We start from the raw sequence: 13,996 nt of genomic DNA, 5'->3' as shown, positions 1-13,996 counted from the left end.
CGTATAGTGCCTGCGAAGGGAAGCCCAAGGTCTGGATCCACGGACCGGCAACCCACTAAACAGACCAGGGGAAACCAATGTCTATCGCAATCGCAACGGTCGCACCCGGCGCGCTGCATACGCCGTCCATGCGCCGGCGGGTCATTGCCGGCACCACCATTGGCAACGCACTAGAGTTCTTTGATTTCACCGTTTTCACTTTTCTTATCCTCGTAATCGGCCCTCTGTTTTTTCCGGCCGCCTCAAGCTATGGCCAACTGCTGCTGACCACCGCAACTTTCGGCGTAGGCTTTCTGATGCGCCCCGTCGGCGGCATGCTGATCGGCTCCTACGCCGACCGCCACGGCCGGAAGGCAGCCATGACGCTGACGCTGTCGATGATGGGCCTGGGCTGCGGCCTGATCGTCGTGGCTCCCACCTATGCACAAATGGGCATGGTCGGGCCAATCATGATGGTGCTGGCTCGCCTGATCCAAGGCTTCGCCGCCGGCGGCGAAGTCGGGGCCTCGACCACCCTGCTGGTCGAACACGCTCCACGCGGCAAACGCGGCTTCTATTCCAGCTGGCAGTATGGCAGCCAGGCCCTAGGCGTAATGGTCGGGGCGTTGGTCGTGACGCTGCTGACCCACGCACTGAGCGCGGAACAGATGCAGGCCTGGGGCTGGCGCCTGCCATTCGTGATCGGCATCCTCACCGTACCCGTGGGCGCGTACATTCGCCGCAATCTCGACGAAACGCTGGAGCCGCCGCCCCCGGCATCGGGTCAACCGGCCCTCGTGGCCACGCCATCAACGGCCGGCCGCCAGCCCCTGCGCAACATATTCAGCAATTACAAACTAACTATGTTGAAAGGCGTGCTGTTGGTCACAGGCGGGATGGTCTGCATTCAGGTCATCAACTTCTATATCCCCACGTACGCCCGCCGCGAACTGGGTCTCTCAGCTACCTCCGCCCTGTGGGCAAGCGTGGTCTTCAGCGGCATCAGCTTCGTCGCCGCGCCGTTCGTCGGCATGCTGGCCGACCATTACGGACGCAAGCGCGTGATCTTCTGGTCACGCCTCGTGATGCTCATCATGCTGCTGCCTTCTTTCCACTGGCTGATCGTTGCGCCCAGTGGTGAACGACTGATCGTTCTGCTTGCTGTGCTCTCGCTGCTGGTGGCCCTTCAGACCTCACCTGCGTTCACCATGGTGCCCGAGTTGTTCCCCAAACAGGTACGCACCACTGGCCTGTCCGTCGTGTTTGGACTCGGGATTTCGATACTTGGCGGGTTCTCCCAGTTTTTCGTGACTTGGCTGCTCCACGTGACCGGCGACTCCATGGCCCCGGCATGGTTCCTGATGGTGACCATGACGCTTTCTACGGTGGTGCTGTTCTGGATCAAGGACCGCACCCATGACGACATCGACGCCTCGTAAATCTGAGCCAGAGCAATTCAATCGCCTTTCACTGGAGCACAAGAAATGGCAACTGCATCCGCACAATCCACGCGCACCGTGCTGGAATGTGGCTTCAAGATCATCCCCGGCAAAGAGGACAAGTTCGCCGTATTCAACGACGCTCTGTACCCTGTCGCAATAAGCCAGGACGGATTTGAATCCGTGTACGGCGGCGACATCCACAACTCGACCTGGCGTTATGTGGGGGTCCGCTACGCCAGCGCCGAACAAATGAATGCGTGGCATCACCACCCGCGGCACAAGGCCGCCCAAAAGGCGGCATACGACCGCTGGTGGACGGCGGTCTACATGCGCAAATGGCGCGAGGCCGCGCCAGGCGAATCCCTGACCGGGAAAGTCATGAATGAAACTCGTCTTGCCATGCCAGCCCCTCTGCATGACACGCAGCTTCATGCCTTGCAAAAAAACCTATCCACTCTGGAAGATCTTGGCGCGTCCCCGTTCGAAACCCTGACGGGAGAATATGAAGCCCAACCCTACCAGCTGATCGGCCCCAACGAGGCCGCCCCGGAGATCGGTGGGGTCTTCTATCTGCTTATCACCCATTGGCCCTCGCCTGCGGCTGCCGACGCCTGGAAAGGTTCGTCGGCATACAAGGCGCTCCAGGAACTCGGCGCACTTACCTCCGACACATTCATGGCTCTGCCTGAGGCCTTTTCTCGCGACCACCTGCGCGAAGACAAGCTGCAACGTGAATGGCAGCTTGAGGCCCATGGCTAGACGATGACGGCGCGCTACAAATAAACACTACGAGGCACGAGCAATGCAAGTCAGAGTCCAATCAACCCGACGGACTGCGGATGACATCGTCGCAGTCGAACTCGTCTCGCTTACGGACGATGCCTTGCCAGCTTTCGAAGCCGGTGCGCACATCGACATCCAACTGCCGGGCAGCATCACTCGTCAATACTCAATCTGCAACGCTCCTCAGGACCGTTCACGCTACGTGCTGGGAGTACTGAAGGCCAGGGAATCCCGGGGAGGATCCTTGGCAGTCCACGCATTGCAGCAGGGCGACATCATCGAGATCGGCAAGCCACGAAATCAATTTTCGCTTGCACCCAAGGCCCGGCACTCCATCCTGATCGCGGGCGGAATCGGCATCACGCCGATACTCTCGATGGCGCAAGCCCTATCCGCTGAAGACGCTTCATTCGAACTGCACTATTGCGTCCGCGCCCGTGGCCAGATTGCATTCTCGGAGCAACTTACCTCGGCTGCCTTGGCAGCCAAGGTTTTCATCCACGTGGACAGCGATCAGCCCGCAAACATGCTTGATCTGGATGGGTTGTTGGATCGCGCGGCGCCTGACATTCATCTCTATGTATGCGGGCCAGTTGGTTTCATCGAGTTGGTCATCGAGCACGCGGAACGTCGAGCCTGGGCTGCTGAATGTCTGCACCGCGAGTTCTTTTCCCCGGTCCCAAGCTCTGCTGACGACTCCTCGCCGTTCGAGCTAGTTATTGCCGGCTCGGGCCTGCGCATCCCGGTTGCATCCCATGAGACCGCCTTAACCGCGCTGCGGTCGGCCGGAATCGATATTCCAACAGCATGCGAACAGGGCATCTGCGGCACTTGCCTGACACACGTTGTCGAAGGAGAGCCGGATCATCGCGACGAGTTCCTCACCGAGGAAGAAAAGGCACGCAACGACCAGTTTCTCCCATGTTGCTCACGCGCACGGACGAGCCGTCTGGTCATAGATCTTTGATGACGCCTCGCCGAACAGATACGGTCAGCCATGCCATTTCATAACGCCGGCAAGACAACGCCACCAGGATTCGAGATTCAGATGTATTCGTACCCTGAATATTCTGGCCCATTCCCCCTATAAATAAAAGTATTCATTGGAACGCAAATTCTGTCTTTTTCTTATTTCTGCGCGTTCGTATAGTGCCCTCGAAGAAGGTACCCAAGGCCGGGAATCAGCGGCCAACAACCTTCTCAACAGACACTAGGGGAAAACATGTCTATCGCAATTGCAGCGGCTGCGCCCAATGCGCTCCATACGCCGTCCATGCGCCGGCGGGTCATCGCCGGCACCACTATCGGTAATGCACTCGAGTTCTTCGACTTCACCGTCTTCACCTTCCTGATGCTGGTGCTGGGCCCACTTTTCTTTCCAGCCGCCTCCGGTTACGGTCAATTGCTATTGACCACCGCCACTTTCGGCGTGGGCTTCTTGATGCGTCCTGTCGGCGGCATGCTGATCGGCTCCTACGCCGACCGCCACGGTCGCCGCGCGGCCATGACGCTGACTCTGTGGATGATGGGCCTGGGCTGTGCCTTGATCGCCGTGGCCCCCACGTATGCCCAAATGGGCATGGCCGGCCCGGTCATGATGGTGCTGGCGCGCCTGATCCAGGGTTTCGCCGCGGGCGGCGAGGTCGGCGCCTCGACCACCCTGCTGGTCGAACACGCGCCACGCGGCAAGCGCGCCTTCTATTCCAGCTGGCAGTTCGGCAGCCAATCGCTGGGCGTAATGCTAGGCGCACTGGTCGTGACGCTGCTGACCATGGGGCTGACAACGGAACAGATGCAGGCCTGGGGCTGGCGCGTGCCATTCGTAATCGGCATCCTGACCGTGCCCGTGGGCGCCTACATTCGCCGCAACCTCGAAGAAACGCTGACAAGCTCTCCGCCGGACACCGGCAAACCGCAACTCGCGACTGCGCGTCACGCCACCACTCACCAGCCTTTGCGCCGCATCTTCGCCGAGTACAAGATCACCATACTCAAGGGCATCTTGCTGCTGATCGGCGGCATGGTCAGCACGCAGATCCTCAGCTTCTACATGCCAGCGTACGCCAACCGCGAACTGGGCTTGCCGGCGACGTCCACGCTGTCGGCCAGCGTCGTGTTCGGCGCGGTCGGTTTCCTGATCGCACCGTTTGTCGGCATGCTTGCCGACCGCTACGGCCGCAAGCGCGTGATCTTCTGGTCGCGCCTGGCGACCCTAATCGTCCTGCTGCCCTGCTTCCAGTGGCTGATGGCCGCGCCCAGCACCGAGCGGCTGATGCTGCTCGTCGCCCTGTTCGCGCTCCTGGTGGCGCTGCAGTCGGCGCCGGCATTCACGATGCTTCCCGAACTGTTCCCCAAGGCCGTTCGCACGACCGGCATGTCGGTCGTGTATGGACTGGGCATCTCCGTGTTCGGCGGCTTCGCGCAATTCTTCGTGACCTGGCTGCTGCACGTGACCGGAAACTCAATGGCGCCGGCATGGTTCCTGATGGTGGCCATAGCGCTTTCAACGGTGGTGCTGTTCTGGATCGACGACCGCACCCATGACGACATCGACGGACAGGAGGCCTGATGCAGCTCGGCTCCAGCTATTTCTCACGCAGCTACGAAGAGGCTCGCCACCGTTTCGTGCTGGCGGCCAAACCGCTGGCCACGCACTTTCAATCCTACGTCATCGAACCAGTCGGACGCGCAGGCGAAGCGCTGGCCACCGATGTCGCGTTGATCGGCCCGTCGGACGCGGAACGGCTGTTGATCATGACCTCCGCCACGCATGGCGTGGAAGGCTTTTGCGGCTCAGGCTGCCAACTGGCTCTGCTGGACGATGCCGCCATGCTGGAACGTGCCCGCAGGGCTGGCGTGGCCTTGCTGCTCGTGCACGCCATCAACCCGTACGGATTTTCCTGGCTGGCGCGCACGAATGAAGACAATGTCGACCTGAACCGCAACGACCAGACCTTCGACGGACGCCCTCTGCCGCAAAATCCCGGATATGCGGAGATTCATGATCTGCTGCTGCCCAAGGAATGGCCGCCCACGACGTCAAACATCACAGGAATCGATGCCTACATCGCCGAGCATGGCCAGGCGGCCTTTGCCCAGGTCGTGACCCGCGGGCAGTACACGCACGCCGACGGCCTGTTCTACGGTGGCAACCACACAACGGCGTCGCTACTGAATCTTCGCCATATGCTGCGGCAGCACGGCAGTCGCAGCAAGCATATCGGCTGGATCGATGTACATACCGGATTGGGGCCTCGCGGCCACGGCGAAAAAATCTACGCCGGCCGTCGCGACGCAGCCGCAGTCGCCCGGGCCCGCCAATGGTGGGGCAGCGACATTGCGGTCCCCTACGAAGGCAGTTCCGCGTCGGTGGACATTACCGGCCAGTTGGCAGGCCTGATCTACCAGACTTGTCCCGACGCCTTGCACACGCCGATGGCGCTGGAATTCGGCACCGTGCCTCTTGATGCCATGATCGAAGCGCTGCGCGGCCGCAACTGGCTGCTTGCTCATCCAGAGGCCGACGACGCCATGCGCGACGCAATCCTGCGCGCCACGCTGGATGCGTTCTACAGCAACGCCGCCGATTGGCACGGCATGGTCCTAGGTCAGAGTCGCGTGGCGGTTCTACAGGCCCTGTCCGGTTTACAGGAGGCCTGATGCGAACCAGCGCGAGCTACTTTTCCCGCAGCTATGCCCAGGCGCGCGAGCGCTTTTCGCAAGCGGCCAGGCCGCTCGCCGACTCGTTCCACTCCTATGGCATCGACCAGACCGGCAGCGAAGGCGAAGCACTGAGCACAGATGTCGCCTACATCGGCGACCCCGACGCCGATCGGATCCTCATCATGACCTCCGCCGTGCTGGGAGTGGAAGGGTTCTGTGGCTCCGGATGCCAGCTCGCGCTGCTCGACGATACCGTCATGCTGGCCCGCGCACGAGAGGCCGGCGTGGCCTTGCTGCTGGTGCACGCGGTCAATCCATACGGTTATTCCTGGATCGCCCGCACCGACGAATGCAACATAGACCTTAACCGCAACGGATTGCCCTTCGACGGGCGGCCGCTGCCAGCAAACCCCGAGTACGCAAGGCTGCACGACCTGCTGCTGCCCGAGGAATGGCCGCCAACGCAATCCAACCAGCAACTGATCGCCCAGTACATCGCCGAACACGGACAGTCCGCTTTTTCGCAGGCCGTCTCGCGCGGCCAGTATTCGCATGCCAACGGCCTGTTCTATGGCGGCGACCGCCCAGCGGCATCGCTACAGAATCTGCGCCGCATCCTGCACGAGCATGCCCGCAAGCGCACCCATATCGGCTGGATCGACGTACATACAGGGTGGGGACCGCGCGGCCATGGAGAGAAGCTCTACGCCGGCCGCCATGACGACGCCGAAGTCGCGCGCGCGCGCCAGTGGTGGGGAAGCGACATCACCGTTCCCTACCAAGGCAACTCGGTGTCGGTCGACATCTCCGGCCAGCTTGCCGATCTGATTTATCAGGCTTGCCCGTTATCGCTTCCGACCTCGATGGCCATTGTTTTCGGGGCCGTCCGTTTCGACGCCATGGTGCATGCGCTATGTGGTAGGAACTGGCTGCACGCGCATCCGGAAGCGCCCGACGATTTGCGGCGAACCATCCTGCAAACCACGCTGGATGCGTTCTATTGCAACGAGGCGAACTGGCACGGCATGGTGTTGGGGCAAACCCGGGTTGCGGTGCTACAGGCCCTACGCGGCTTGCAGGCAGCTTGACGCATTGAGTCAAAGCGATTGCGCGACGGCATATGCCGTTCTCGGTTTGAATGGAATTGGCTTCATCTCAGAATACGGAAAGGTGCTTAACATGGAGCGGTCGGGCTTTTCAGAAGAACAGATCAGGCATGCACTGAAGCAGGTGACGCTTGGCACGCCGATGTCTGACATCTGCAAGCGCATGGGTGTAAGCGAAGCGACCTTCCACGCGTGGAAGGTCCACTACGACGGTCTCGCATCCTATGAGATGAAATTGCTGAGCAGGCTCGAAAACGAGTGCAACCGGCTTGAACGCTTGATCGCCATCCTGGCGCTCAACAAAGTGATACTGCAGGACACGCTTGGGGCAAAGGAGTGAGCCCCAAGCATTGCGGCAAGTCTGCGGCGACGCCTCCAGCCCGCTGAAATCTCTTCGTCTGCACTGTTCTTTTGAAATCTCTGAACCGCTACACAGTGGCATATGTCATCGGCGTTCTCATCCCGGTGAGCGCGCTGATAGGCATTCAACTTACGCATAGCTGGCGCGCCCACGCGGCGGCGCGTGATGCGATGTCGAGCCTGCACGTCGTCCAGGGCACGCTGGAGGCGATGGCTGCCGTCCTGATGGAACGCGGATCGATGAATGCCGCGCTGATCGACGGTTTGCCCGTATCCGAAACCAGACAGCACGAACTGCTGCTTGCGCGCAGTGCCAGCGATAGCAGGATCGCCGAGCTGCTGGAACTGCACCAGACCAGCAACTGCGACAGCTGCAGGGACGTTCGAGGCACCATCCAACACATTGCGCGGACCCTGGTCCAACAGCGCGCCGCCGCGGATCGGCTCATCGCCAGACAGCGCGCGTTGATCAGCGCGCAAGAGCTGAACGACGTGGTGGTTATCATGGCCGGACTAATCCCGGCGCTCGAGGAAACCACGCTCGACAACTCAGCCGTCGTGATCCGGCATGAAGTGGAAAATCCCGGCCTCATGACCATTGCCATGCTTGCGGCAGGACTGCGCGAGCAAGCCGGTCTGCTGGGATCCTCCTTCATGCCTGCACAAGTACAGCACCGCCCTCTCAGCGACGTGGAAACGCAACGTATCGAACAACAACTGGGTCGCGTTTCCCAATTACGTGCGCTGCTTGAAGTACAGCTCTCCACCCATGCGGACCTCGAGACGCGCGCATATCCTCGAGTTCAGTATGAGTACTTTGGCGCAGGCCTGGAGTACATCGCGGCGTTGCGTCATACGCCGCCGTCAACCGCCGACTCGTCGAATCTGAAGGGAGGCATGCAGGAGCGCTATGTTCCGCTGATGCAATCCATCGTCGACTTCCGCGATGAAGTATTGAGCTTGTTGGGAAAACTTCTGGAACACCAACGCGTCAACGCGGTGACGGAGCTGGTCACGACCACCGCGGTGGCCATCGTACTGCTGCTGGCCGCCACCTGGGGGTTCACCAAGTTCCGCTGGCGTCTGATACGGCCATTCGTCGTAGCCACCGAAATCATCAACTCCATCAATGACAATGCGCCCGCGCCGATCTCCGGCGCCGGCTATCGCAAGGAAGTTCTCGGCCTGTTCGACGCCATCCAGAGATTGAAGGAAGACGCCATCGCCAAGTCCCAGACGGAGCATGAACGCGAGCGGCTCATCGCCGATCTGGCGACGTTGGCGGAGACGGACTTCCTCACGGGACTGCTCAACCGGCGCGCATTTCACGCCCGCGCCGCAGCGTTGTGCGCGAGCCTGAACCAGCCGGAACAGATGCTGACTTTAATCGTCTTTGATATCGATCATTTCAAGCGGATCAATGATTCCTACGGCCACGCCGGCGGCGACAATGTTCTGGTGGCGGTGGCGCAGGCATGCCATCAGACATGGCGGCGCACTGACATCGTGGCGCGCATCGGCGGTGAAGAATTCGCTGTGCTGTGCACGGTACCCAGCATGGCGCAAGCGAGCGCAATGGCGCAGAGCATGCGCCGACGCATCGAACGCCTGGCGGTGCCGTCCGACGGCAAGACCATAGCGTCGATCACCAGCAGTTTTGGAGTGGTCTGCGCGCGGACAGATGAAATCATCGATGTCGACGCACTGCTGAAGCACGCCGATGAGCTGCTCTATCGCGCCAAGGCCTCTGGCCGCAACTGCGTCATTACGCAGTCCGACGACGCGGCGTAATCGATCGATAGACAGCTTGCGCTTGCGCGTTGCAGCGCTTGCACGGTGATCTGCGGTCATCCGCAAAATAGGAAAAGTGCTTGGCGGAACAAAATTTCTGTCTTTTGTCGTGCGCAGCGCGTCCGTATAGTCCGGACAGCGTGAACCGAATACAGAAATTCCATTCTTGAAAGCGAAATTGAAATGAAGCCATCAAAGCTGAAAATGCGTACTCGCCTTGCCATGGGTTTTGCGATGATCATGGTGGCGCTGCTGGTGTCCGGCATTCTCGGTGCGTTTGGCATCCGCGCGCTGGAGCAGGATGTCTACCAGATCACCGCTATCAACAACGAACAACGGCGCCTGGCGATCGATATGCGCTACCAGGTCCAGGAGCAGGCCATCGCAATCCGCAACATCCTGATCCTCACGGATCCGTCAGTGCTGAAGGCCGAAGTGTCGCGGGCGAATGAAGCGGATAAGCTCTACAACGAATCTCGAGACAGGCTCGGCGGCATGTTCTCGAGCCGTTCTGGCACCACCAACGAGGAAAGGCGCCTGTTCGCCGCCGCAGGCGTTGCGCAACAAGACATGCGTTCGCAGTTCATGCGCGTCATGGAAGAAGGATTGAATGGCGACCGCCAGAACGCGCAACATCTGCTGGAAGACGAACTGCGGCCCAAGCAGCGCGTGCTCCAGGAAACGCTATCGACATTGGCTGCGCTCGAAACGAAGATCAACGATGCACGCGCGGAAGATACCCGATCTCTCGCGAGCCAGTTGCAATGGGCCGTCGGGGCGACCGTCTTGACCGCGCTGATGCTTGGGGTATTTGCGGCCTATCTCACAGCGCGCAGCATCCTGCGCCAGTTGGGCGGCGATCCCGGCGATGCGCAACTTCTGGCAGTGAACATCGCCGATGGCGACCTGACCAGCCGACTGCAGCTCGATTCCCGCTACGACCATAGCTTGATGCATGGCCTGGAATCCATGCGCTCGCGTCTCTCCAGAATCGTCGATGCAATCAAATCATCGGCTGCATCGATCTCGACGGCTGCAGGCCAGATTGCCCAAGGCAATGCCGATCTGTCACATCGTACCGAGGAGCAGGCCGCGTCACTGGAAGAGACCGCGGCCAGCATCGAACAGCTGACGTCCACCGTACGGCTGAATCAAGACAATGCGGCGAGCGGCGACGAAGTGGCCAGCGAAGGAGCCAAGGCCGCGGAGAAAGCGGGTGGCGTCGTATCCGAAATGCTCGCGGCCATGACGGAAATTTCCGCCAACTCGGAAAAGGTCGCACAGATCGTGTCGCTGATCGAGAGCATTGCATTTCAGACGAATATTCTTGCATTGAACGCCGCGGTGGAAGCCGCCAGGGCCGGAGATCAAGGCCGGGGCTTCGCCGTGGTGGCCGGCGAGGTCCGGGCGCTGGCGCAACGCAGCGCCACATCCGCAAGGGAAATCAAAGACCTGATCGAGACCTCCACTTCCGTGGTCCAGGCTGGACGGGATCTCGCCGCCCGAGCGGGCCGGGACATGGAAGAAGTCGTGACCTCCGTGATGCGCATGAAGACAATAACGGGAGAGATCGCCACCGCGTCTCGCGAACAAGCCATCGGTATCGAACAGGTCAACGTCGCCATCGCGCAACTGGACTCCGTAACGCAGCAAAACGCTGCGCTGGTCGAGGAATCTGCCGCAGCGGCGCATTCCATGGCGGAACAGGCGCGCGATCTGCTGCAGGCAGTCGAAGTGTTCAAGACGGCATCGTCCCTGTCCCCGCGGCATGTGCCGATGGCAGAGCCGACGCTCATCGCGTTTGCAGGCTCTACGTAAAGAGAGCAACACAAATGGACCAACCGCGACGCGCGCCGGTCCAACAGCGGCTTCAATCCGGCCACAAGCCGAGTCCATGGCCGGGTCATGAACCACGATGACCGAGAAGCAAAAAAACGCCGCTAGAAATAGCGGCGTTTTTCTTGAGTACAGCAATGCTTGGACAGCCATTGCTTGGTACAGGAATTGGGTGGTGGGTTGTGCGAGACTCGAACTCGCGACCAACGGATTAAAAGTCCGCTGCTCTACCGACTGAGCTAACAACCCGACCGAAGCCAGAAATTATGGCCGATTTGGCGCCGTTTGTCAAAATTCGATGCAAGGCCCCAGACCAAAACGCTGTCCCTGCAACAAAAACGGCCGCTCGCGGCGACCGTTCCTGAGGCTGACGGTGCTGGGCTTACCAGGCGGCCACCACCGCACCCTTGTACTTGGTCTCGATGAACTGCTTCACGGCCGGGCTGTGGTAGATCGCGATCAGTTTGGCGAACTCGGGGCGATCCTTGTCCTTTTCACGCACGACCAGCACGTTGGCGTAAGGCGAGTCGGGCGATTCCTGGGCGATGGCGTCCTTGGCGGGGTTCAGGCCCGCTTCCAGCGCGAAATTGGTGTTCACGGCCGACGCGTCGGTGTCGTCCAGCGAGCGCGGCAGTTGGGCGGCGTCCAATTCAATGAAACGCAGCTTCTTGGGATTTTCGACCACGTCGATCGGGGTCGCCTTCAGGCCGACGTCGGGACGCAGCTTGATCAGGCCGTTGGCCTGCAGCAGCAACAGGGCGCGGCCGCCGTTGGTCGGGTCGTTCGGCAGCGCGATGCGAGCGCCTTCCTTCAGCTCGGACAACGACTTGATCTTCTTGCTGTAGATGCCGATGGGAAAAATCACCGTCTTGGCGATGCTGACCAGCTTGTAGCCGCGGTCTGCGTTGGCATTGTCCAGGTAGGGCTGGTGCTGGTAGCTGTTGGCGTCCAGGTCGCCCGCGGACAGCGCGACATTGGGCTGCACGTAGTCGGTGAATTCGATGACCTGGATGTTCAGGCCCTGCTTGGCCGCTTCCTGCTTCACCACATCAAAAATCTGGGCGTGCGGGCCCGCGGTCACGCCGATCTTCAGGGGCTTGTCCTGGGCCAGCGCGGGCTGGGCGAATACGGCGGCGCCGAGCGCGAACGCGGCCAGCGACTTCAAAACCTTGATGCTCATGTTGCAGTATCCCGAATGTCGGAAGTGAGGAGAAATAAGTGCGGCGCCGGCAGGATCAGCGATGCGAGATGCGGCGCACGTAGCGGTCGCCCAGGCTTTGGATCACCTGGACCAGGACGATCAGCACGATGACGACTGCGGCCATCACGTCGGATTGGAAGCGCTGGTAGCCATAGCGGATGGCCAGGTCGCCCAGGCCGCCTCCGCCGATGGCGCCGGCCATGGCCGAGTAGCCGATCAGGCTGACGACAGTGACGACGGTCGCGGCGATGAGACCAGGCAAGGATTCGGGCAGCAGCACCTTCATGATGATCTGCATGGGCGACGCGCCCATGGCGCGCGCCGCGGTGATCAGGCCCGGGTCGACTTCGCGCATGGCGTTTTCGGCGATGCGGGCCATGAACGGAATCGCGGCCACCGACAAGGGCACGATGGCTGCCGTGGTGCCGATGGAGGTCTGGGCCACCAGGCGCGTGAACGGAATGATCGCGACCATCAAAATGACGAACGGCACCGAGCGCGTGGCGTTGATCACCGCACCCAGCACGTGGTTGACGGATTGGTTCTCGAGCATGTTGCCGCGGGCCGTCACCGTCAGGATCACGCCCAGCGGAATGCCGACCACCACCGCGATGGCGCTGGCCACGCCCACCATCAGCAGGGTGTCAAGCAGCGACGTAATAAGCAGGTCGATCAGTTGCGGACTCATGAGCTATTTCTTCAACGGTAATGTCACGGGCGGCCAGCGCGGCAATCGCGTCCTTGACCGATGCGGGCGCGCCTTGGGCCAGCACGAACATCGTGCCCACGGCCACGCCCTGGATGTCTTCCACGCGCGCCTGGATCAGGCCCACATCCAGCGAATACTGCTTGTACAGGTCGGACAGGAAGGAACCCGACGCGTCGGTGCCGGTCAGCGACAGGCGCAGCAGCCGCACCGCCTGGCCCGGCTTGGCGGCGGCAAGCGCCTGGATGCGCTCCTTGACTGCCGCCAGCGTGGCGTCGGTCAGGTCGGACGCGGTGGCGGCCGACACCATGGCGCGGGTCACTTCGTGGCGCGGCTGCGCGAACACTTCGCGCGTGCTGCCCATTTCAACCACTTCGCCCTGCGACAGCACGGCGACGCGATCGCAGACCTCGCGCACGACTTCCATCTGGTGCGTGATCATGACCACGGTCACGCCGGTCTTGCGGTTGATGTCGCGCAGCAAGGCCAGGATGTTGCGGGTGGTTTCCGGATCCAGCGCGGACGTGGCTTCGTCGCTGAGCAGCACATCCGGGTTGTTGGCCAGGGCGCGGGCAATGCCGACGCGCTGCTTCTGGCCGCCGCTGATCTGGCTGGGATAGCGGTCGCGCAGATGTTCCAGGCCCACCAGTGCCAGCAGGCGCTCGACGCGGGCCGGAATCTCGGCCTTGGCCACGCCGGCGATTTCCAGCGGCAGCGCAACATTGCCGTACACGGTGCGGCGCGACAGCAGGTTGAACCCCTGGAACACCATGCCGATGCGACGGCGCTGCTCGCGCAGTTGCGCTTCGTTCAGGCCGGTCAGGGACTGACCGCCGATGGCGATCGAGCCTTCATTGGGCCGCTCCAGCAGGTTGATGCACTGGACCAGCGTGCTTTTGCCGGCCCCGCTGGGGCCGATGATGCCGAAGACCTCGCCCTGCTGGATATGCAGGTTGATGCCGCGCAGCGCCTGGAATTGTCCGTGCGGCGTGGCGTAGGTCTTGGATAGGTTCTCGATCTGAATCATGGCAAGCGATTTTGTATCTTTTCTCTTCTACAGAGAACGACTGTTTCTTTCATTTTTTATAACCACAAGTAATATAAAGGCCCGAACCCGCGCCCGGTTGCG

12 protein-coding genes and 1 tRNA gene are annotated in these 13,996 nt (G+C 61.2%); 9 read left to right on the top strand and 4 right to left on the bottom strand.

Annotated features, from left to right (window positions below; all coding sequences use genetic code 11):
- Positions 1–77: 77 nt before the first annotated feature.
- From ACZ5YA_RS26405 to ACZ5YA_RS26365, 9 genes are all read left to right on the top strand, one after another.
- The gene (locus ACZ5YA_RS26405; protein ID WP_059373697.1) at positions 78–1,418 is read left to right on the top strand and encodes an MFS transporter; all 1,341 of its coding nucleotides are present in this window, start codon (positions 78–80) and stop codon (positions 1,416–1,418) included.
- 45 nt (positions 1,419–1,463) lie between these two features.
- Positions 1,464–2,180 (top strand): hypothetical protein, encoded by a 717-nt coding sequence (locus ACZ5YA_RS26400; RefSeq protein ID WP_118932616.1) that lies wholly within the window; start codon positions 1,464–1,466, stop codon positions 2,178–2,180.
- Between the two features lie 43 nt (positions 2,181–2,223).
- Positions 2,224–3,171 carry a PDR/VanB family oxidoreductase gene (locus ACZ5YA_RS26395; RefSeq protein ID WP_464091432.1) on the top strand — a complete coding sequence of 316 codons (948 nt, stop codon included), beginning with the start codon at positions 2,224–2,226 and terminating at the stop codon, positions 3,169–3,171.
- Between the two features lie 255 nt (positions 3,172–3,426).
- On the top strand, positions 3,427–4,773 hold the full coding sequence (locus ACZ5YA_RS26390; protein ID WP_464091431.1) for an MFS transporter: 1,347 nt from the start codon (positions 3,427–3,429) through the stop codon (positions 4,771–4,773).
- Positions 4,773–5,864 (top strand): M14 family metallopeptidase, encoded by a 1,092-nt coding sequence (locus ACZ5YA_RS26385; protein WP_251877924.1) that lies wholly within the window; start codon positions 4,773–4,775, stop codon positions 5,862–5,864. Before ACZ5YA_RS26390 ends, ACZ5YA_RS26385 begins: the two co-directional genes overlap by 1 nt.
- Positions 5,864–6,955 carry a M14 family metallopeptidase gene (locus tag ACZ5YA_RS26380; protein ID WP_251877926.1) on the top strand — a complete coding sequence of 364 codons (1,092 nt, stop codon included), beginning with the start codon at positions 5,864–5,866 and terminating at the stop codon, positions 6,953–6,955. The genes ACZ5YA_RS26385 and ACZ5YA_RS26380 overlap by 1 nt, the downstream gene beginning before the upstream one ends.
- Positions 6,956–6,959: 4 nt before the next feature.
- Positions 6,960–7,313, top strand: a complete 354-nt coding sequence (locus ACZ5YA_RS26375; protein WP_464091430.1) for a transposase — start codon at positions 6,960–6,962, stop codon at positions 7,311–7,313.
- A gap of 71 nt (positions 7,314–7,384) precedes the next feature.
- Positions 7,385–9,124 carry a GGDEF domain-containing protein gene (locus ACZ5YA_RS26370; protein ID WP_464091429.1) on the top strand — a complete coding sequence of 580 codons (1,740 nt, stop codon included), beginning with the start codon at positions 7,385–7,387 and terminating at the stop codon, positions 9,122–9,124.
- A gap of 183 nt (positions 9,125–9,307) precedes the next feature.
- Positions 9,308–10,942 carry a methyl-accepting chemotaxis protein gene (locus ACZ5YA_RS26365; RefSeq protein ID WP_118932609.1) on the top strand — a complete coding sequence of 545 codons (1,635 nt, stop codon included), beginning with the start codon at positions 9,308–9,310 and terminating at the stop codon, positions 10,940–10,942.
- Positions 10,943–11,133: 191 nt separating this feature from the next.
- On the opposite strand, the gene ACZ5YA_RS26360 is transcribed toward ACZ5YA_RS26365, so the two are convergent.
- The 4 genes from ACZ5YA_RS26360 to ACZ5YA_RS26345 form a co-directional block, all read right to left on the bottom strand.
- Positions 11,134–11,209: transfer RNA gene (locus tag ACZ5YA_RS26360), tRNA-Lys, on the bottom strand.
- A 133-nt stretch (positions 11,210–11,342) separates the two neighbouring features.
- The gene (locus ACZ5YA_RS26355) at positions 11,343–12,140 is read right to left on the bottom strand and encodes a MetQ/NlpA family ABC transporter substrate-binding protein (protein ID WP_059373706.1); all 798 of its coding nucleotides are present in this window, start codon (positions 12,138–12,140) and stop codon (positions 11,343–11,345) included.
- 55 nt (positions 12,141–12,195) lie between these two features.
- On the bottom strand, positions 12,196–12,849 hold the full coding sequence (locus ACZ5YA_RS26350) for a methionine ABC transporter permease (RefSeq protein ID WP_013391556.1): 654 nt from the start codon (positions 12,847–12,849) through the stop codon (positions 12,196–12,198).
- On the bottom strand, positions 12,806–13,894 hold the full coding sequence (locus tag ACZ5YA_RS26345) for a methionine ABC transporter ATP-binding protein (protein WP_464091428.1): 1,089 nt from the start codon (positions 13,892–13,894) through the stop codon (positions 12,806–12,808). The genes ACZ5YA_RS26350 and ACZ5YA_RS26345 overlap by 44 nt, the downstream gene beginning before the upstream one ends.
- Positions 13,895–13,996: the final 102 nt, after the last annotated feature.

The sequence above is a fragment of the Achromobacter sp. JCM 18799 genome (assembly GCF_055395645.1).
This window is presented reverse-complemented; position numbering and strand designations above follow the sequence as displayed.

Excerpts from the sequence above, each read along its gene's own strand:
- ACZ5YA_RS26405 (WP_059373697.1), top strand. The coding sequence starts at position 78 with ATGTCTATCGCAATCGCAACGGTCGCACCCGGCGCGCTGCATACGCCG.
- ACZ5YA_RS26400 (WP_118932616.1), top strand. The coding sequence starts at position 1,464 with ATGGCAACTGCATCCGCACAATCCACGCGCACCGTGCTGGAATGTGGC.
- ACZ5YA_RS26395 (WP_464091432.1), top strand. The coding sequence starts at position 2,224 with ATGCAAGTCAGAGTCCAATCAACCCGACGGACTGCGGATGACATCGTC.
- ACZ5YA_RS26390 (WP_464091431.1), top strand. The coding sequence starts at position 3,427 with ATGTCTATCGCAATTGCAGCGGCTGCGCCCAATGCGCTCCATACGCCG.
- ACZ5YA_RS26385 (WP_251877924.1), top strand. The coding sequence starts at position 4,773 with ATGCAGCTCGGCTCCAGCTATTTCTCACGCAGCTACGAAGAGGCTCGC.
- ACZ5YA_RS26380 (WP_251877926.1), top strand. The coding sequence starts at position 5,864 with ATGCGAACCAGCGCGAGCTACTTTTCCCGCAGCTATGCCCAGGCGCGC.
- ACZ5YA_RS26365 (WP_118932609.1), top strand. The coding sequence starts at position 9,308 with ATGAAGCCATCAAAGCTGAAAATGCGTACTCGCCTTGCCATGGGTTTT.
- ACZ5YA_RS26355 (WP_059373706.1), bottom strand. The coding sequence starts at position 12,140 with ATGAGCATCAAGGTTTTGAAGTCGCTGGCCGCGTTCGCGCTCGGCGCC.
- ACZ5YA_RS26350 (WP_013391556.1), bottom strand. The coding sequence starts at position 12,849 with ATGAGTCCGCAACTGATCGACCTGCTTATTACGTCGCTGCTTGACACC.
- ACZ5YA_RS26345 (WP_464091428.1), bottom strand. The coding sequence starts at position 13,894 with ATGATTCAGATCGAGAACCTATCCAAGACCTACGCCACGCCGCACGGA.